Origin of the sequence: Pseudomonas sp. IT-P100, from assembly GCF_949767185.1 — a bacterium.
GTDB classification, from domain to species: Bacteria; Pseudomonadota; Gammaproteobacteria; order Pseudomonadales; family Pseudomonadaceae; genus Aquipseudomonas; species Aquipseudomonas fluorescens_B.
In genome coordinates this window covers 233,973-252,856 of the sequence record NZ_CATKQK010000055.1, presented here as the reverse complement: position 1 = coordinate 252,856, position 18,884 = coordinate 233,973, and the positions used below count along the sequence as shown (strand labels likewise).

General features: G+C 60.3%; 17 protein-coding genes. 8 read left to right on the top strand and 9 right to left on the bottom strand.

Translation table 11 applies throughout. The features are described 5' to 3' along the window. Positions 1-9: 9 nt before the first annotated feature. Entirely contained in the window at positions 10-1,617 is a 1,608-nt protein-coding gene (locus ACM6IQ_RS25120) for a carboxyl transferase domain-containing protein (RefSeq protein WP_253429386.1), read from the bottom strand. Positions 1,618-1,630: 13 nt separating this feature from the next. Then, positions 1,631-2,794, bottom strand: a complete 1,164-nt coding sequence (locus ACM6IQ_RS25115; protein WP_017339825.1) for an isovaleryl-CoA dehydrogenase — start codon at positions 2,792-2,794, stop codon at positions 1,631-1,633. Positions 2,795-3,125: 331 nt separating this feature from the next. Here ACM6IQ_RS25115 and ACM6IQ_RS25110 point away from each other — a divergent pair, with 331 nt between their 5' ends. Next, on the top strand, positions 3,126-4,817 hold the full coding sequence (locus tag ACM6IQ_RS25110) for an AMP-binding protein (protein WP_414880101.1): 1,692 nt from the start codon (positions 3,126-3,128) through the stop codon (positions 4,815-4,817). Between the two features lie 683 nt (positions 4,818-5,500). Here the strand turns inward: ACM6IQ_RS25110 and ACM6IQ_RS25105 are convergent. From ACM6IQ_RS25105 to ACM6IQ_RS25095, 3 genes are all read right to left on the bottom strand, one after another. Next, complete coding sequence (locus ACM6IQ_RS25105) at positions 5,501-6,400, bottom strand: hydroxymethylglutaryl-CoA lyase (protein WP_414880100.1); 900 nt, start codon at positions 6,398-6,400, stop codon at positions 5,501-5,503. 206 nt (positions 6,401-6,606) lie between these two features. Next, positions 6,607-7,008 carry a MerR family transcriptional regulator gene (locus ACM6IQ_RS25100; RefSeq protein ID WP_017339822.1) on the bottom strand — a complete coding sequence of 134 codons (402 nt, stop codon included), beginning with the start codon at positions 7,006-7,008 and terminating at the stop codon, positions 6,607-6,609. Positions 7,009-7,140: 132 nt separating this feature from the next. Beyond that, the gene (locus ACM6IQ_RS25095; protein ID WP_008148497.1) at positions 7,141-8,070 is read right to left on the bottom strand and encodes a LysR family transcriptional regulator; all 930 of its coding nucleotides are present in this window, start codon (positions 8,068-8,070) and stop codon (positions 7,141-7,143) included. A gap of 176 nt (positions 8,071-8,246) precedes the next feature. On the opposite strand from ACM6IQ_RS25095, the gene ACM6IQ_RS25090 reads away from it, so the two are divergent. After that, positions 8,247-9,476, top strand: a complete 1,230-nt coding sequence (locus tag ACM6IQ_RS25090) for an acyl-CoA dehydrogenase (RefSeq protein ID WP_017339821.1) — start codon at positions 8,247-8,249, stop codon at positions 9,474-9,476. A 39-nt stretch (positions 9,477-9,515) separates the two neighbouring features. On the opposite strand, the gene ACM6IQ_RS25085 is transcribed toward ACM6IQ_RS25090, so the two are convergent. Continuing rightward, positions 9,516-10,325 (bottom strand): TatD family hydrolase, encoded by an 810-nt coding sequence (locus ACM6IQ_RS25085; RefSeq protein WP_017339820.1) that lies wholly within the window; start codon positions 10,323-10,325, stop codon positions 9,516-9,518. A 235-nt stretch (positions 10,326-10,560) separates the two neighbouring features. Between ACM6IQ_RS25085 and ACM6IQ_RS25080 the strand changes: the two genes are divergently transcribed. The 3 genes from ACM6IQ_RS25080 (at position 10,561) to ACM6IQ_RS25070 (ending at position 13,078) form a co-directional block, all read left to right on the top strand. Beyond that, positions 10,561-11,982, top strand: a complete 1,422-nt coding sequence (locus ACM6IQ_RS25080; protein ID WP_414880099.1) for a transglycosylase SLT domain-containing protein — start codon at positions 10,561-10,563, stop codon at positions 11,980-11,982. Between the two features lie 105 nt (positions 11,983-12,087). Then, positions 12,088-12,522 (top strand): DoxX family protein, encoded by a 435-nt coding sequence (locus ACM6IQ_RS25075; protein WP_017339818.1) that lies wholly within the window; start codon positions 12,088-12,090, stop codon positions 12,520-12,522. A 247-nt stretch (positions 12,523-12,769) separates the two neighbouring features. Then, the gene (locus tag ACM6IQ_RS25070; RefSeq protein WP_017339817.1) at positions 12,770-13,078 is read left to right on the top strand and encodes a hypothetical protein; all 309 of its coding nucleotides are present in this window, start codon (positions 12,770-12,772) and stop codon (positions 13,076-13,078) included. A 3-nt stretch (positions 13,079-13,081) separates the two neighbouring features. Here ACM6IQ_RS25070 and greB read toward each other — a convergent pair whose 3' ends face one another. Genes greB through ACM6IQ_RS25055 form a run of 3 tightly spaced genes read right to left on the bottom strand, consistent with a single transcriptional unit; the run spans position 13,082 to position 16,801 of the window. Next, positions 13,082-13,579 (bottom strand): transcription elongation factor GreB, encoded by a 498-nt coding sequence (gene greB, locus ACM6IQ_RS25065; RefSeq protein WP_017339816.1) that lies wholly within the window; start codon positions 13,577-13,579, stop codon positions 13,082-13,084. A gap of 34 nt (positions 13,580-13,613) precedes the next feature. Next, on the bottom strand, positions 13,614-16,118 hold the full coding sequence (locus tag ACM6IQ_RS25060; protein ID WP_017339815.1) for an ABC transporter permease: 2,505 nt from the start codon (positions 16,116-16,118) through the stop codon (positions 13,614-13,616). Next, positions 16,118-16,801 (bottom strand): ABC transporter ATP-binding protein, encoded by a 684-nt coding sequence (locus ACM6IQ_RS25055; protein WP_017339814.1) that lies wholly within the window; start codon positions 16,799-16,801, stop codon positions 16,118-16,120. Before ACM6IQ_RS25055 ends, ACM6IQ_RS25060 begins: the two co-directional genes overlap by 1 nt. Positions 16,802-16,811: 10 nt before the next feature. Here ACM6IQ_RS25055 and ACM6IQ_RS25050 point away from each other — a divergent pair, with 10 nt between their 5' ends. The 3 genes from ACM6IQ_RS25050 (at position 16,812) to ACM6IQ_RS25040 (ending at position 18,837) form a co-directional block, all read left to right on the top strand. After that, positions 16,812-17,417, top strand: a complete 606-nt coding sequence (locus tag ACM6IQ_RS25050; protein WP_017339813.1) for an arylesterase — start codon at positions 16,812-16,814, stop codon at positions 17,415-17,417. A 56-nt stretch (positions 17,418-17,473) separates the two neighbouring features. After that, positions 17,474-17,767, top strand: a complete 294-nt coding sequence (locus tag ACM6IQ_RS25045; protein ID WP_003226812.1) for a hypothetical protein — start codon at positions 17,474-17,476, stop codon at positions 17,765-17,767. Between the two features lie 98 nt (positions 17,768-17,865). Further along, positions 17,866-18,837 carry a L,D-transpeptidase family protein gene (locus tag ACM6IQ_RS25040; RefSeq protein ID WP_017339812.1) on the top strand — a complete coding sequence of 324 codons (972 nt, stop codon included), beginning with the start codon at positions 17,866-17,868 and terminating at the stop codon, positions 18,835-18,837. The last annotated feature ends 47 nt before the right edge of the window (positions 18,838-18,884 follow it).

The window sequence follows — 18,884 nt, the reverse complement described above, 5'->3', positions numbered from 1 at the left end:
TTCTCCCGATCACATCCGGAACACGCCGAAGCGGCTCGGTTCGATTGGCGCGTTCAACGACGCGGACAAGGCCAGGGCCAACACGTCGCGGGTTTGCGCCGGGTCAATGACACCGTCATCCCACAGCCGTGCACTGGAGTAGTAAGGGTGGCCCTGTTCCTCGTATTGATCGAGGATCGGTTGCTTGATCTCGGCTTCCTGCTCGGCGCTGAAACCCTGGCCACTGCGCTCTGCCTGCTCGCGTTTGACCTGCACCAGAACGCCCGCCGCTTGCTCGGCACCCATCACGCCGATGCGTGCGTTAGGCCACATCCACAGGAAGCGCGGATCGTAGGCCCGCCCGCACATGCCATAGTTACCGGCACCGAAACTGCCGCCGATGATCACGGTGAATTTCGGCACCTTGGCGCACGCCACGGCGGTCACCAGTTTCGCGCCGTGCTTGGCGATGCCGCCGGCCTCGTATTTCTGGCCGACCATGAAGCCGGTGATGTTTTGCAGGAACAGCAGTGGAATGCCGCGCTGACAGGCCAGTTCGATGAAGTGCGCGCCTTTCTGCGCCGCTTCAGCGAACAGGATGCCGTTGTTGGCGAGGATCGCGATCGGGTAACCGTGCAGGTAGGCAAAACCGCACACCAGCGTAGTCCCGAACAGTGCCTTGAATTCATCGAACACCGAGCCGTCCACCAGTCGCGCAATCACTTCGCGCACGTCGAACGGTTGCTTGGCGTCCGCCGACACGACGCCGTATAACTCGTCGCTGTTGTAGAGCGGGGCGATGGGCGTGCGTTGCTGGACTTCACCGAGCTTGCGCCAGTTGAGGTTGGCGATGCTGCGCCGGGCAATGGCCAGGGCGTGTTCATCGCTCTCGGCGTAGTGGTCGGCGACGCCGGAAATCTTGCAATGCACATCGGCGCCGCCCAGATCCTCGGCGCTGACCACTTCACCGGTCGCGGCTTTTACCAGCGGCGGACCGGCAAGAAAGATCGTCGCTTGCTCGCGAACCATGATTGCTTCGTCCGCCATTGCTGGCACGTAGGCACCACCGGCAGTGCACGAGCCCATGACTACCGCGATCTGCGGAATGCCCATGGCGCTCATGTTGGCCTGGTTGAAGAAGATCCGCCCGAAATGCTCGCGGTCCGGGAACACTTCATCCTGGCGCGGCAAGTTGGCGCCGCCCGAATCCACCAGATAAATGCACGGCAAGCGATTCTGCTGGGCGATGGTCTGGGCGCGCAGGTGCTTCTTCACGGTCAGCGGGTAATACGAGCCACCTTTCACGGTGGCATCGTTGGCCACGATCATGCACTCGACGCCTTCCACACGACCGATCCCGGCGATCACGCCAGCGGCCGGCACGTCTTCGCCATACACCTCGTAAGCCGCCAGTTGGCTGATCTCGAGAAACGGTGAGCCCGGATCGAGCAGGCGATTGATTCGTTCACGGGGCAGCAATTTGCCCCGCGAGGTGTGGCGTTCTTGCGCTTTCGGGCCGCCACCTTGCTGCACTTGGGCGAGCAGGGTGTGCAGGGCGTCGACCTGTTTGAGCATCGCCGCGCTGTTGGTCGCGAACTCCGCCGAACGGGGGTTGAGCTGGGTATGCAGGATAGCCATGGACAGCTCCGTCTCAGCGGGTTTCGTTGAACAGTTCGCGACCGATCAGCATGCGACGAATCTCACTGGTGCCAGCGCCGATTTCGTACAGCTTGGCGTCACGCAGCAGACGACCGGCCGGGAATTCGTTGATGTAGCCGTTGCCGCCGAGAATCTGGATCGCGTCGAGGGCCATTTGCGTGGCGCGTTCGGCGCTGTAGAGGATCACGCCTGCGGCGTCCTTGCGGGTGGTTTCGCCACGCTCGCAGGCTTGAGCGACGGCATACAGATAGGCGCGGCTGGCGTTGAGCTGGGTGTACATGTCGGCGACCTTGCCCTGGATCAGCTGGAATTCGCCGATGCTCTGGCCGAACTGCTTGCGGTCGTGGATGTACGGCACGATCAGGTCCATGCAGGCCTGCATGATCCCGGTCGGGCCGCCCGAAAGGACAACGCGTTCGTAATCGAGGCCGCTCATCAGCACTTTCACGCCGCCATTGAGTACGCCGAGAATGTTTTCTTCCGGCACCTCGACGTCATCGAAGAACAGTTCGCAGGTGTTCGAACCGCGCATGCCAAGCTTGTCGAATTTGTTGCTGCGGCTGAAACCTTTCCAGTCGCGTTCGACGATGAAGGCGGTGATACCGTGCGGACCTTTTTCCAGGTCGGTCTTGGCGTAGATCACGTAGGTGTTGGCGTCCGGACCGTTGGTGATCCAGGTTTTGCTGCCGTTGAGCACGTAGTGATCGCCACGTTTGTCGGCGCGCAGTTTCATCGACACCACGTCGGAGCCGGCATTCGGTTCGCTCATGGCCAGGGCGCCGATGTGCTCGCCGCTGATGAGCTTCGGCAGGTATTTGCTTTTCTGTTCGTGATTGCCGTTGCGGTTGATCTGGTTGACGCAGAGGTTGGAGTGCGCGCCGTAGGACAGGGCAACCGACGCCGAGCCCCGGCTGATTTCTTCCATGATGACCACGTGGGCCAGGTACCCCAGGCCAGCACCGCCGTACTCTTCCGGCACGGTAACGCCGAGCAGGCCCATGTCACCGAATTTGCGCCACAGGTCGGCGGGGAACAGGTTGTCGATGTCGATCTGAGCGGCGCGCGGGGCGATCTCTTTGGCGACGAAGGACTGAACCTGATCGCGCAGCATGTCGATGGTTTCACCGAGGGCAAAGTTCAGGGATGGGTAGCTCATGGGTCACCTTTTGGCTTTTTTGTAGGGCGGGGAGGGCCGTGATGCAGCTCTCACCTTTACGTTAACGTAAGCCTGTGACGAATGGCTGTCAATCACCCTTTACGTTAACGTCAACTTGAGCGAGAGTAGAGGCAGTTCTGAAAAGACCAGCGTCGCATTCTGTGGCGAGGGAGCTTGCTCCCTTCCGAGCGCGAAGCGGTCGCAAATCGGCAAGTCAGGTGTAGCAGAAAGCACGCTGGCTGATGATTTCACGACTGCTGCGCAGCCGAACGGGAGCAAGCTCCCTCGCCACACAAGCCTCGCTCCTACAATAAAGACAATAGGGGTCGTCATGGATCAACCCAGTGCAAGCCCGCAACGCAGCTACACCCGTGGTGCTCAGGACAAAGCCTTGCTGGCGATGACCATAGGTCAGGCGTTCGATAACACCGTCGCGAAGTACTCGGCTGGAGAGGCGCTGGTCGTGCGTCATCAACAGCTGCGTTTCACCTGGCAGCAACTGTCCGACGCCGTGGACCTGCATGCCAGGGCATTGCTGGCGCTGGGCCTGCAAGCGGGAGATCGCCTCGGCATCTGGGCACCGAATTGCGCGCAGTGGTGCATCAGCCAGTTCGCCAGCGCGAAGCTCGGCGTGATTCTGGTCAACATCAACCCGGCGTATCGCAGCTCTGAACTCGAATACGTGTTGAAGCAATCGGGTTGCCAATGGCTGGTCTGTGCGGGCTCTTTCAAGACCTCCAACTATCACGGCATGCTGCAAGGGCTGGTGCCCGAGCTGGCTGAGCAATCCATCGGACAGTTACGAAGTGAACGCCTGCCTGACCTGCGCGGGGTCATCAGCCTGGATGCGCAACCGCCATCGGGTTTCCTGCCCTGGTCGCAACTGGCCGATCTCGCGGCCAGCGTGTCCGCCGAACAGTTGCGCGAGCGTCAGGACAGCCTGCACTTCGATCAACCGGTGAACATCCAGTACACCTCCGGCACCACCGGTTTCCCCAAGGGCGCGACCCTCAGCCACTACAACATCCTCAACAACGGTTACATGGTCGGCGAAAGCCTCGGCCTGACCGACCAGGATCGGCTGGTGATCCCGGTGCCGCTGTATCACTGCTTCGGCATGGTCATGGGCAACCTCGGCTGCATCACCCACGGCAGCACCATGATCTACCCCAATGATGCGTTCGATCCGTTGCTGACCCTGACCACTGTCGCCGAGGAGAAAGCCACCGCACTCTATGGCGTGCCGACCATGTTTATCGCAATGCTCGATCAGCCGCAGCGAGCCGAGTTCGACCTGTCGACCCTGCGCACCGGAATCATGGCCGGCGCGACCTGTCCGATCGAAGTGATGCGCCGGGTCATCAATGAAATGCACATGAGTGAAGTGCAAATTGCCTACGGCATGACAGAAACAAGTCCGGTGTCTTTGCAGACCGGTCCTTCAGACGAGCTGGAATTGCGAGTCACCACGGTCGGTCGCACCCAGCCGCAGCTTGAAAGCAAAATCATCGACGAGGCGGGTAACCTGGTGCCGCGCGGCACCATCGGCGAACTCTGCACCCGTGGCTACAGCGTGATGCTTGGCTACTGGAATAACCCGCAAGGTACCGCCGAAGCCATCGATCAGGCCGGCTGGATGCACACCGGTGATCTGGCGAGCATGAATGAAGAAGGCTATGTGTGCATTGCCGGACGCAACAAGGACATGATCATCCGCGGCGGTGAGAATATTTACCCGCGGGAGCTGGAAGAGTTCTTCTTTACCCACCCGGCGGTGGCGGACGTGCAAGTGATCGGCATTCCGTGTTCGCGCTATGGCGAAGAGATTGTCGCCTGGATCAAGTTCCACCCGGGCCACAGCGCCACGGAGCAGGAGCTGCAAGCCTGGTGCAAGGAACGCATCGCGCACTTCAAGACGCCGCGTTACTTCAAGTTCGTCGAGGATTTTCCGATGACGGTGACTGGCAAGATCCAGAAATTCCGGATGCGCGAGATCAGTATCGAGGAGTTGCGCATCAAGTAGGGTTGATCACAAACCAATGTGGGGGCGGGCTTGCTCGCGAAGGCGGTGTGTCAGTCAATGAATGTGTCGACTGATGCATCGCATTCGCGAGCAAGCCCGCTCCACATTTTGATTGGGGGAAAACCTGAATCGCAGAAAGCACAAAGGGGAGCCGAAGCTCCCCTTTAATTTTCGTTGCGTGTGCTCTTTTTTTATTATTGAGGGGCGGTCTGTTTTTGTTTTTGGTAACCGTGACCCTTTACCGCTGTTTTTATCGATCCCCATCCGGGATCAAGAGCAAACGTATTTTTTTGAGCGCTGATCTGCTTTTTCGCTGAGCGATCCAACCAGTTCGGGAGCTACCTGAAGGTAGTTTTATTGTTCTCTGCCCGGTTGCGGGTTACTCCGAAAAGCACCCTGAAAACCACACCTTCTCCAAAAAAATCTGTTAGCTGCGTCTCTGCCGTGTTGTTCTTGTTATGTCAGAGTCGTTTCGTCTTATTTTTATTGGTTTGCTGCTTTTTATTCTTGTTATGCCATAGAGATAGCAGAAGCCGTGCCAACTTTTAAAAATTCTTTAAAATCAACGGTTTAAGTTTTTGTCGGATTTTTCACTCAGTCAGAACCCGACAATTTGTTTCCGTGTTACTCGGTTGAGCCCCCACATTTCGACATGGCGGTAACACCTGGACACATCCGCGCACTTATTGCGCGCTACGAGCCTTGGCCACGCGCGAACCGGTCGGACGGCCCAGTACTGTACAAATCTGCTGGCCAGCCAGAATCAAGGCGTCCAGATCAATACCGGTGTCGATGCCCAAGCCATTCAACAGATAAACCACGTCTTCGGTGGCAACGTTACCGCTGGCGCCCTTGGCGTACGGGCAGCCGCCGAGACCGGCGATCGAGCTGTCGAACACCGCGATACCTTCGAGCAGGCTGGCGTAGATATTGGCCATGGCCTGGCCGTAGGTGTCATGGAAGTGCCCGGCGAGTTTTTCCCGCGGCACGTCGGCGGACACCACGTCGAACATCTTGCGCGTCGCACCTGCCGTGCCGGTGCCGATGGTGTCGCCCAGGGAGATTTCGTAGCAGCCCATGCCGTAGAGCTCCCGGGCGACCCGGGCAACCTGTTCCGGTGCGACGTGACCTTCATACGGGCAACCCAGCACACACGACACGTAGCCGCGCACGCTGACGCCGTGTTGTTTGGCAGCCTCCATGATCGGCGCAAAGCGCTCCAGGCTTTCATTGATCGAGCAGTTGATGTTGCGCTGGGAGAAGGCTTCGGAGGCCGCGGCGAACACCGCGACTTCCTTGACCCCGGCGGCGACCGCATCCTCGAACCCGCGCAGGTTGGGGGCGAGGGCGCCGTAGGTCACGCCCGGTTTGCGCTGGATCTGCGCGAAGACGTCGGCGGAGCCGGCCATCTGCGGCACCCATTTGGGCGAGACGAAACTGCCGACTTCTATATAGCTGAGGCCGGCAGCGGTCAGCGCGTCGACCAGTTGCACCTTGTCGGCAACGCTGATCGGTTGGGCTTCGTTTTGCAGACCGTCGCGGGGGCCGACTTCGACCAGGCGTACGTGGGTTGGAAGAGACATGGGAATCGACCTGTGCTGATTGTCTGAATGTTGGCACTGACCCTGTGGGAGCGGGTTTGTGGCGAGGGGATTTATCCCCGTTGGGTCGCGAAGCGGCCCCGCCCTTCAAAGTCCAACTGCATGAATAAGTTGACGCCTGCTTCGCAGTCGAACGGGGATAAATCCCCTCGCCACAAAGGCTAGCTCCCACAGAGGAATGTGTTGACCTACTGAACCACCGACTGGCTTTTCATCGTTTCTTCCAGAGCCTGGGTGCAGCGCTCCTGCGCCGTGTCCAGTTCCAGCTTCATCTGCTCGATGTCGAGCATCTGCTGTTCCAATTGTTCGCGGCGTTCGGCGATTTTGTTGAGCATGGTTTGCAGCTGCTTCTGGTTGCCGCCGGTGGGGTCGTAAAGTTCGATCAGCTCACGGCATTCGGCCAGGGAGAAGCCTATGCGCTTGCCCCTCAGAATCAGCTTCAGGCTGACCTTGTCCCGGGGCGAATAGATGCGTTCCTGGCCACGGCGCTCGGGGCTGAGCAGGCCTTGCTCTTCATAAAATCGAATGGCCCGCGTGGTGATGTCGAGTTCGCGGGCGAGGTCGGAGATGCTGTAGGTCTGGCTGCTCATGGAAGCGCTCGAAAAAGGTCATGGCGCTAAGCTAAAGGCAGGTTGACGTATACGTCAAGGGGCGGGGTTCTGTGGTGTTACCCCTGGCCTCTTCGAATTGCCTGCGATTTAGCGATAACTCGGTGCATTGCCTTACACCTTATCGAGCTTCTTCTCATGCGCCGTCACCTGCTGGCACAGCTCGATCATCTGCTCGCGCATCCAGCGGTTGGCCGGGTCCTGGTCGGTGCTTTCGTGCCAGTAAAGGTGGGTTTCCACTGGTGGTACATCGTTGACCGGCAGGTTCACTGAATACAAATCATGACGACGGGCGAAGCGTTCCGGAACGGTCATGACCATGTCGGTCTGCTGCAACACCTGCGACGCCATCAGGTAGTGCTGGGAACGCAAGGCGATCTTGCGCTGAATGCCCATTTTACCGAGCGCGAGGTCTACATGGCCGAGACCGCTGCGGCGGCTGGAAATATGGATGTGGGTCAGCGACAGGTAATCATCGAGGGTGAATTTCTCCTTGCCCGCCAGCGGATGGCCCTTACGCATGGCACACACGTAGCGGTCTTCCATCAGCTTGACGTGACGCACCTGCGGGTCGGTGTTGAGCGGCGCGTCCACCGCAAAGTCGAGACGCCCGGCCGCCAGTTCCTTGGTGGTCTCACGGCGCTTGGACAGAAAGCTTTCGATGATGACCGTTGGCGCCAGGCGACGAAGGCGCTGGAACAGCGGCGGCAGGATCACCGCTTCGGTGAGGTCGGTCATACTGATGCGGTACGTCTTGACTGCCTGCAACGGGTTGAAGATGCGGCTTTCCTGCACCGACACCCGCAGCAGCGAGAGGGCGTTGCGCACCGGACCAATGATGTTTTGCGCCATCGGCGTCGGCACCATGCCTTGGGCCGTACGCACGAACAACGGATCGTTGAACGTCTCGCGCAAGCGGGCCAGAGCGTTCGAGACCGCAGGCTGAGTAATGCCGACAATCTGCCCGGCGCGGGTCAGGTTGGCTTCGGTGTAGATCGCGTCGAAGACGATGAAAAGGTTGAGGTCGACCTTGCTCAGATTCATTGCGCTGCACTCTTATTGTTGGGGCGTTTTGATGAGGCCGTGGGCCTCGGCAATCACCCGATCATATATCGGTGATGAATGTTAATACACGCCGAGAATAGGCTAGGTAAATTTTCGTAGCTGTTCTAGCATCGATTGCATGACCTAAACAACCTCCCTCAAGAAGGTAGCTGCTCATGGATTTCGCTTATTCGCCCAAGGTGCAAGAACTGCGTGAGCGCGTGACCGCGTTCATGGACACCTACGTTTATCCCGCCGAAGCCGTGTTCGAACGCCAGGTTGCCGAGGGCGACCGTTGGCAGCCGACTGCGATCATGGAAGAACTCAAACTCAAGGCCAAGGCCGAAGGCCTGTGGAATTTGTTTCTGCCTGAGTCCGAACTCGGCGCCGGCCTGACCAACCTCGAATACGCGCCATTGGCAGAAATCATGGGCCGCTCGCTGCTGGGCCCCGAGCCGTTCAATTGCTCGGCACCCGACACCGGCAACATGGAAGTACTGGTGCGTTACGCCAACGAAGAACAGAAGCAACGCTGGCTCGAACCGTTGCTGCGCGGTGAGATCCGCTCGGCGTTCGCCATGACCGAGCCGGACGTGGCTTCCTCCGACGCCACCAACATGGCCGCCCGCGCCGTGCGTGACGGTGACGAGTGGGTGATCAACGGCAAGAAATGGTGGACCTCGGGTGCCTGCGATCCACGCTGCAAGATTCTTATTTTCATGGGCCTGAGCAATCCCGACGCGCCGCGCCACGCCCAGCATTCGATGATTCTGGTGCCGGTGGATGCCCCTGGCGTGAAGATCGTCCGTCCGCTGCCGGTGTTCGGTTACGACGATGCACCACACGGCCACGCCGAAGTGCTGTTCGAAAACGTGCGGGTGCCGTACGAAAACGTTCTGTTGGGTGAAGGACGCGGCTTTGAAATCGCACAGGGTCGCCTTGGCCCTGGCCGGATCCACCACTGCATGCGTTCGATCGGCATGGCCGAGCGTGCACTGGAACTGATGTGCAAACGCGCGGTGAACCGCACCGCGTTCGGCAAACCGTTGGCGCGTCTGGGCGGTAACATCGACAAGATCGCCGACTCGCGGATGGAAATCGACATGGCTCGCCTGCTGACCCTGAAAGCGGCGTACATGATGGACACCGTCGGCAACAAAGTGGCGAAGAGCGAAATCGCGCAGATCAAGGTGGTCGCACCGAATGTGGCCTTGCGCGTTATCGACCGGGCGATCCAGATCCATGGCGGGGCAGGGGTTTCCAACGATTTCCCGCTGGCCTACATGTACGCGATGCAGCGCACCCTGCGCCTGGCCGACGGCCCGGACGAAGTTCACCGCGCGGCGATCGGCAAGTTCGAGATCGGCAAGTACGTGCCAAAGGAAATGATGCGCAGCAGTCACTAAGACCGCTGTATCGCGGGCCTGCTTCAGGCCCGCGATACGTCATCCTGCTATTAAAGGCAGCCCGAAAAAGGCTCGCGCACACGCGGTGCTGTGAGCCGCCAGTTCTTCCTCGCTTTCCCCGCGATGCAATGCCACTTCCCGCAACACTTCAGTCAGATACGCCGGTTCGTTACGGCCATTCTTCGGCTTGGGCCGCAAGCTGCGCGGCAACAGATACGGCGCATCACTCTCCAGCATCAACCGCCCGCGCTTGATTTCTTTCACCAGCGGATGCAGATGCGTGCCGCGACGCTCGTCGCAGATCCAGCCGGTGATGCCGATGTGCAAGTCCAGGTCGAGGTAGCTGAACAGCGCTTTCTTCTCGCCGGTGAAGCAATGCACCACGGCGGCCGGCAACTGATCTCGATAATCCCGAAGAATTTCCAGAAGACGCTGACTGGCGTCGCGCTCGTGGAGGAATACTGGCAGTTGAAGCTCGATCGCCATTTCCAGGTGTTGTTCCAGGACTTTTTCCTGTTGCGGACGCGGGGAGAAATCGCGATTGAAATCCAGGCCGCATTCACCTACGGCCACCACGTTTGGCTCTTTGAGCAAACTGCGCAGACGCTGGGCGCTGTCGGCGTTCCAGTCGCTGGCCGAGTGCGGATGAATGCCGGCGGTGGCGAACAGCCGTTGCGCCGTGTCATCCAGTTGCTGGCACAGCTCCAGCGCCTGTTCACTGCCCTCGACACTGGTGCCAGTGAGCACCAATTGGCAGACCCCGGCGGCATACGCGCGGTCGAGTACAGCCTGGTGCTTGCCGGCAAAACTGGGGTTGGTCAGGTTGACGCCGATATCGATGAGTTGCATGGTGCTACCTCGGACCAAAGGCTGGAAAGCATATCAGAGCTGTAGATTTATAAGAAAAGCCAAGAACTACAACGAGTTAAAGCTGTCTTTTGATGCCGCGAGGCAAGCCGGGGTGGTCAGCGTGCCATCACTGTGCCAGTCTTTCGCACTTTGCCAGCGCTCAAGGCGCTCTGTTTCTGTCGTTCGGTTTCATGGAGATTTTTGAAATCGGCCCAGTATTCTTTCCGGAGAGTGGATGACACGTCCCTCGATTTTGATACTGCTGTGTGGTTCTCTGCTGTTGCCGATGCCCGCGGTTGCGCGTCTGGCCGGCCCGCTGCAAGCCGTGCCGGCGGTCAAGGTGCGCGATCTGCAGGAAATCCGCAGCAGTCGGGTGCTGAAGGTGCTCGTCAACCAGAGCCGCAACAGCTCCGGCGAAGTCCAGGGCCAGGCCATCGGCGTCGAATACCATCGGTTGCGTGCTTTCGAGCAATACCTCAATGGCCACGCCCGCGACGGTCAGGAAGTCACCCTCAAGATTATCCCCAAAGCCAAGGATCAACTGCTTGGCGCATTACAGCGCGGGGAGGGCGATCTGGTTGCGCCGGGGGAATTGCTCGATCTGCAACCGGGTTACGCCGTCAGCGCCAGTGAGCCTATTGCCAGCAACATCCCGCTGGTGCTGGTCGGCATCAAAGGCGAGAAGCGCTACACCCACCTTGAGCAACTTTCCGGTAAAACCCTGGCATTGCCCACCGGCAGTGCCGCCGGGGAAGCGATCAGTCAGATCAATCAAAAACTCGCCCTGCACAAGCTGGCGCCAGTGAAAATCGAGTGGGTCGATCCGAGCCTGGCGGTTGAAGACGTGCTTGAAATGGTTCAGGGCGGCATCTTTCACCTGACCATTGTCGAGCAACCGATTGCCGAGCGCTGGGGCAAGATCCTGCCCAAGCTGCGCTTTGATCGGCAGGTGCTGATCAGCGAGCCAGGGGAAGAGTTCTGGTTTGTGCGCCGCGATGCGTCGATGCTGCGGGCAAGCATCGACCGCTTCCTCATTGGGTACAAAAAGCCATCGGACCAGGATGTGGCTTTCCTGAGGATCTATCGTCGCTTGTATCAAGTGCACTATCCATTGGCCAAGGCTGATCGCCAGCGCCTGGAAAAACTCCGGCCGGTACTGCAGAAGCACGCCGATGCTCAAGGCATGGACTGGCTGAACCTGGCGGCACTGGCATTCAAGGAATCCGCGCTCCAACCCAATGCCCGCAGCGGTAGCGGCCCCACCGGCCTGATGCAGATCACCCCGTCGGCGGCCCAGCGGGTGGGGGTCGGCAACATTCAGAATCTCGATGCCAATGTGCAGGCCGGTGCCAAGTACCTGGCGATGATCCGCCGCAAGTTTTTTGCCAGCCCCAAACTCAACGAGCGTGAGCGCATGGCGTTTGTGCTGGCGGCCTACAACATCGGGCCGGAGCGGGTTCAGGGCATGCGCGCCGAGGCGCGGCGGCGTGGTTTGAATCCCAATCAGTGGTTCTTCCAGGTCGAGCGGATCGCCATGGAGCAGGTGGGAATGGGTCCCGTCAGCTATGTTAATAGCGTGAACAAGTATTACCTGGCGTTCGATCGGGAACGGGAGTCGTTGGAGCCCCAGGGGCAGAAAGTGGCCTCACGGAAATAATCGACTAAACTGATTGTTATGACGAAAAAATTGCGCTTTTAACATTCGATTTATTGATTAATATGGCGGCCAACCAACACACAAACTCACAATGGATGACACAGCATGAGCTCACTGATCAACAAGGTACTGTTTACCCGCGCTGGCTACGGCCTGACTGTTTTGCGGATCTTCGTCGGCATCATCTTCGCAGCCCACGGCGCGCAGAAGCTTTTTGGGGCGTTCGGTGGTTACGGTCTGGCCGGCACCGCGCAGTACATGGAGAGTATCGGCCTGACACCGGGCTACCTGATGGCGACGCTGGCGGGTGGTACTGAGTTCTTCGGCGGTCTTGCCTTGATCATCGGCTTGCTGGTCCGTCCAGCGGCCCTCGGCCTGGCTTTCCTCTCGCTGGTGGCGATCTTCTCGGTGCACCTTCCTAACGGTTTGTTCATGGCCAACAACGGTTATGAATTCGCCCTGGCCCTGCTCGGTGGCAGCATCGCCGTGCTGATCGAAGGCGCCGGCAAACTGTCGGCCGACCGCGCCATCGCTGGCTGACCGCTCTGGCTCAACAAAAAGGCCCGCATTGCGCGGGCCTTTTTGTTGTGCGTCATTCTTGACACTGTCCAGTCAGCTTCTCTAGGATGCTGCTCATGCGCCGATTTAAACAGCTACTTGCGGGGCGCCAGGTGACTCATTCAGTTGCCGATAGAAGCCTGAAACAGGCTTCGAAATACCGCTAAAGCGCTGGTTCGGTGTTGCCTCTCACCTGCCATGCAGACTTTTGAGGCAGAGACACGACACGATGAATGCACTAAACCCCGTTGTACGCCCCGCGCCGATCACGGCACACCTTACCCAGCGCAATCCAAAAATCCTGCTTGGCGGCAAACATCAGCCGACGCTCTTGCGTTATCTGGATGGCTGGCCGCGTCGCACCGGCGGGCCTGCAGCGTTCCTGATCCAGTTTGTCGAAGACAGTGAGTCACTGGCCCGATTTGCCAGCGACAGCTTCGACCTGGCGGTGATTCAGTCACCCAGTCTCGAAGACGCGCCTGAAATGATCAAGCAACTGACCCGCGTGGCCCGACAAGGGTTGATCACCCGCCGCTGAGGCCTAGGGGTATTCAATCGCCACGATGTACACGCATTGCTCACCGGTCGGCGTCTGGACTCGAACTTCGGCGTCCAGTGCCTTGCCGATCAGGGCGCGTGCCAACGGCGAGTCGATACTGATCAGGCCCAGTTTCAAGTCCAGCTCATCCGGGCCGACGATGCGATAACGCGACTCCTTGCCGTCCTCGTCCTCGATCGTGACCCAGGCGCCGAAGTAAACCTTGTTCGGATCGCTGGGCTTTTCGCTGACCACCTTGAGTGCTTCCAGGCGTTTGGTCAGAAAACGCACGCGGCTGTCGATCTCGCGCAGCATCTTTTTGCCGTAGGTGTATTCGGCATTTTCGGAGCGATCGCCCTGCGCTGCGGCCTCGCTGACCGATTGCGTGACCTGCGGTCGGCGCACATGCCAGAGCTCATGGAACTCGGCCCGCATCCGCGCTTCACCTTCCGGGGTGATCAGCGCGGTGCCAGCTGTGCGAGGAGGGCGATAACGGCTCATGGCAACTTCTTGTGATTGAGGAGGCTTGAGTCTATCAACCCTCGCGCAACACTGTCAGGGGGCTGGCGTTCAAGGCTCGACGGGTACCGAACACGCCGGCACCGCCGATCAGCGCAGCACCGATCAATGGCAGTACCAACAGCCATGGATGCGGATGCCAGGGCAGGTCGAACGCGTAACGGTACAGCACCAGGCTCACCAGTTCCGAACCCAGCGCTGCCAGCAATCCGCTGACCGCGCCGAGCAGGCCGAACTCGATTCGCCGGGCCTTGACCAGCAACTGTCGCTCAGCCCCCAGCGCGCGCAACAAGGCGCCTTGACGGATGCGTTCATCCAGCGTCGCTTGCAGGCCCGAGAACAACACCGCCATCCCCGCCGCCAACACGAACAACAGCACGTATTCCACCGCCAGAGTGACCTGGGCGAGGATGCTGCGCAGTTGCGCAAGCAACGCTTCGACTTGCAGGATGGTCACCGCCGGAAAGGCGCGTGACAGGTCGACAATCTGCTGGTCATGACCGGCTGCCAGATAGAAGCTGGTCAAGTAAGTCGCTGGTAAATCCTTCAATGTCCCAGGTTGGAAGATCATGAAGAAGTTCGGCTGGAAGTTGTCCCAGTTGATCTCCCGCAGGCTGGTGACTTTCGCTTCGCGATTGACCCCACCGACGGTGAACACCATGTGATCGCCCAGCTTGAGTTTCAGGCTTTCGGCCACTTTGCCTTCTACCGACACGCCGGGAATGTCATCCGCAGGCTGTTCGCTCCACCAGTTTCCCGCGGTGAGCTTGTTGCCCGTCGGCAGGTCCGCCGCCCAGGTCAGGCTCAGGTCGCGCTGGATTGCCCGATCTCCGGCCGAGTCCTTGCTGACGATCTCCTGCACCGGCTCGCCGTTGATGCTGATCAACCGTCCCGGCACCACCGGGTACAGCGGCGCCGATTGGGCTGACAGTTCGATCAGGCGATCGGTGAAGGCCTGTTTGTCTGCCGGCAGGATGTTCAGCGCGAAATAGTTCGGCGCATTTTTCGGCAACTGGTTTTGCCAGGTGTCGAGTAACTCACCGCGCAGCAAGGCGATCAACGCCATGGACAGCAGAATCAAACCGAAGGCCAGGGATTGTCCGGCGGCAGCCAGTGGATGACGCAGCAATTGGCCCAGCCCGAGACGCCACGGCAACGAAGCACGCGCGAGCATCCGGCGCAGGCTTTTCAGCAGCAGCAACAGCAAGCCGCCCAATACCAGCGCCGCAATCACGCCACCGCCGAGCAGGGCGAAGGTTAGCAGCAGGTCGAGGCTCAGGCGCCACATGATCAGCCCGAGAGCGCCCAAGGCCACGCCGTAGACCATCCAGGTGCTGGAAGGAATCGGCAGCATGTCGCGGCGCAATACCCGCAATGGCGGAACCCGGCCCAGCGCCGCGAGGGGCGGCAAGGCAAAACCGGCCAGCGCCACCAGCCCGGTGCCGATCCCGGCGATGGCCGGAAACAGGCCGCCCGGTGGAACGTCGGTGGGCAACAAATCATGCAACAGCGCGAACAGGCCAAGCTGCGCCAGCCAGCCGATCAACGCGCCGCTGATGCTGGCCAACAGTCCGAGCACCGTCAGCTGCAAACTGAACAGGACCATGGTTTCCCGGCGGGACAGCCCCAGGCAGCGCAATAGCGCGCTGGCATCGAAGCGGCGGGTGGCGAAACGCGTTGCCGACAGCGCCACCGCCACCCCGGACAGCAGGACCGCCACCAGGCTCGCCATGTTCAAGTAACGTTCGGCTTTACCCAGCGCGCCGCCAATCTGCCGGTTGCCATCGCGGGCATCCTGGATGCGCTGGTTGGCGGCGAGGCCGGGTTTGATCAGTTGGCGATAGGTTTCCAGCGCTTCGGCTTTGCCGCGCCAGAGTTCGCGGTAACTGACACGGCTGCCGGGTTGCACCACGCCGGTGGCGGCGAGGTCGCTGAGGTTGATCAGCACGCGCGGCGTCAGGCTGTAGAAATTGCCGGCGCGATCCGGTTCGTAAGTCAGCACTCGCGCGAGTTTGAGAGTGCGCATGCCGACGTCGATGCTGTCGCCGATCTTCAGATCCAGGGCGGTCAGCAATCGTGCCTCGACCCAGGCCTCGCCGGGTTTCGGTCCGCCCCCGGTCTCTTCCGGAGCAAAGGGGGCGGGGGCGCTTTTCAGTTCGCCGCGCAGGGGATAGACCTCGTCTGCGGCTTTGATGCTGGACAGCTGAATGCCGTTGTCGGTGGCGATGACGCTGGAGAACTCCACCACTTGCGCATGTTCAAGGCCCAGCTCAGTCCCGCTTCTGATCTGTTCGGGCCGCGCCGGTGAACTGCCCTCAAGCAGCAGATCGGCGCCAAGGAATTCGGTGGCACGCAGCATCATGGCGCCATTCAGGCGAGCGCCGAAGTAACCGATGGCGGTACTCGCCGCCACCGCCACCAGCAAGGCGAAGAACAACACCCGCAATTCGCCGGCGCGAGCGTCGCGCAGCAATTGGCGAATGGCGAGACTGAACAGGCGCAACAGCGGCAAGCGTGCCATCAAGGCTCCAGAGGGGCGACCAGCAGGCCGGCTTCAAGTCGGATCAGGCGCCGGCAGCGATGTGCCAGGCGTTCATCGTGAGTCACCAGCACCAGGGTCGTGCCGCGCTCCTTGTTCAATTCAAACAGCAAGTCGCTGATGCGCTCGCCGGTATGGCTGTCGAGGTTGCCGGTGGGTTCGTCGGCGAACAACACATCGGGCTCGGCGGCAAACGCACGGGCAATCGCCACGCGCTGCTGTTCCCCACCGGAGAGCTGGCGTGGCGAGTGGGTCAGGCGCTGGCCGAGACCAACCCTTCGCAGCAATTCGGTGGCGCGCTCGCGAGCGTCTTTGCGGCCATCGAGTTCCAGTGGCAGCATGACGTTTTCCAGGGCGTTGAGACTGTCGAGCAGCTGGAATGATTGAAAGACAAAGCCCACGTGTTCGGCGCGAATTCGCGCCCGCTGGTCTTCATCGAGATTGCTCAGGCTTTGGCCGGCGAGGGTGACTTCGCCGCTGCTCGGCAGGTCGAGGCCGGCGAGCAGGCCGAGAAGGGTGGATTTGCCTGAACCGGACGCGCCGACGATGGCCAGGCTGTCGCCCTTGTTCAGTTCCAGGCTGAGTTCGTGCAGGATAGTCAGTTCACCTTCCGCGCTGGGAACCACTTTGCTGAGGTTCTTCGCGGTGAGAATGCTTGCGCCCATGGAGAATCCGATGCGTGTGTGGTTTTTGAGTGCTGGCCTGGCCCTGATGTGCATGGCCCAGAACGCAGCGGCGGGTACAGTCCTGATCGTTGGCGATAGTATCAGCGCCGGTTTCGGACTGGATACCCGCGTTGGGTGGGTGTCGTTGCTTGAGCAACGGCTCAAGCGCGAAGGTTTCGACGATAAGGTGGTCAACGCATCCATCAGCGGCGACACCAGTGCCGGAGGCCAGGCGCGCCTGCCTGCGCTGCTTGCAGAGCATAAACCGGAGCTGGTAATCCTCGAGTTGGGCGGCAACGACGGCCTGCGCGGAATGCTGCCAACGCAATTGCAACAAAACCTTGCAGCGATGATCGACAGCTCCCGCGCCAGTGGGGCGAAGGTGCTGCTGCTCGGCATGCAACTGCCACCCAACTACGGCGCGCGCTACACCAAGGCCTTCGCCGAGGTATACAGCAACGTCGCCACCGAGAAAAAAATCCCGCTGGTGCCATTTTTTCTCGACGGCGTGGGCGGTCATCCAGACCTGATGCAGGCCGACGGCCTGCACCCCGCTGCGGGGGCTCAGGACAAGTTGCTGGAAAATGTCTGGCCGACACTGAAACCGCTGCTTTGACGCTTTTCTAGCGGCGGCGTTTCGGCTAAGGTGGCGCCCCCGATTTGGAGCCCCCGATGCCGCGTCCCGCCTGGTCACTTTTTGCCTACCAACTGATCGAGCCTGACGAACAGCTGGATCTGTTCGCCTGCCAGGAAGTGCGGGTACATCTGGTGACCCGTCAACTGGAGCTGGGTGGCTCGGCCGATCGAACCCTGTGTGGCAGTCTGCTTCCGGCGCAACCGCGCTGGTCGAGCGTCGACCGCCGCGTTTTCCAGGACCAGCGCCTGTGCTCGCTGTGCCGGGCGATTCTGGAATCGCAGAAACGCGGCACTTCGCCGATCTGGCCAGAGCTGCGCTTCGAGCTTTGAGGCAATAAAGATAGCGTGCTATCGGCCGACTCCCCGAATTTACGGGCGCCGGTGTACAATCCCGTTTTTATCCCCTGACCCTGCGAAGGATTTACCGGATGTTGCCGCGCTTTCCTGCCGTCACCCGCTGCCTGTCTCTTGCCGCCCTTTGTGTGGCAGGTCCCGTAGCCGCATTGGAGTTGCCCCTGCCACCGCCCGGTGAAGACATCGTCGGCCAGGTTCAGGTCATCAAGGCCAAATACGAAGACACCTTCGCCGACCTTGGCACCACTTACGATCTGGGTTATTCGGAAATGGTCGCGGCCAACCCTGGCGTCGATGCATGGCTGCCGGGCGCCGGTACCGAAATCGTGTTGCCGACGCGTTTCATCCTGCCGCCAGGACCGCGTGAAGGTATCGTCATCAACCTGGCTGAATATCGCCTCTACTACTATCCGAAAGGCCGGAATGTGGTCTACACCTTCCCGCTGGGTATCGGTCGCGAGGGTTGGGGTTCACCGATCGCTCACACCACCATCACGGCCAAGACGCCGAACCCGACCTGGACGCCTCCAGCCTCGATCAAGGCCGAGCACCTTGCAGACGGTGATCCGTTGCCAAACGTCGTGCCGGCCGGCCCGGACAACCCGCTGGGGCCGTTCAAGTTCAACCTGGGTACGCCGGGTTACCTGATCCACGGCTCGAACAAGAAGTTCGGGATTGGCATGCGCACCAGCCACGGTTGCTTCCGCATGTTCAACAACAACGTGCTGGAAATGGCGAGCATGGTGCCGGTCGGTACGTCGGTGCGCATTATCAGCGACCCGTACAAGTTCGGTGTCAGTGGCGGCAAGGTCTATCTGGAAGCGCACACGCCGCTGGACGACAAGGGCAACCCTTCTGTGGTCGACAAACACACTGCGGTGATCAACGCGATGCTCAAGCGTGAGGACATCACCAACAACCTGCGCATGAACTGGGATGTGGTCCGCGACGTGGTTGCTGCCGAAGATGGTCTGCCGGTGGAAATCGGAGTGCCGAATACCTCGGCGCCGATGGTGACGAGTGCACCGCTCGACCCGCTGCAGTAAGGCTTGAACAGAACCCGCCGATGCAGGCTGCGTCGGCGGGTTTTTTA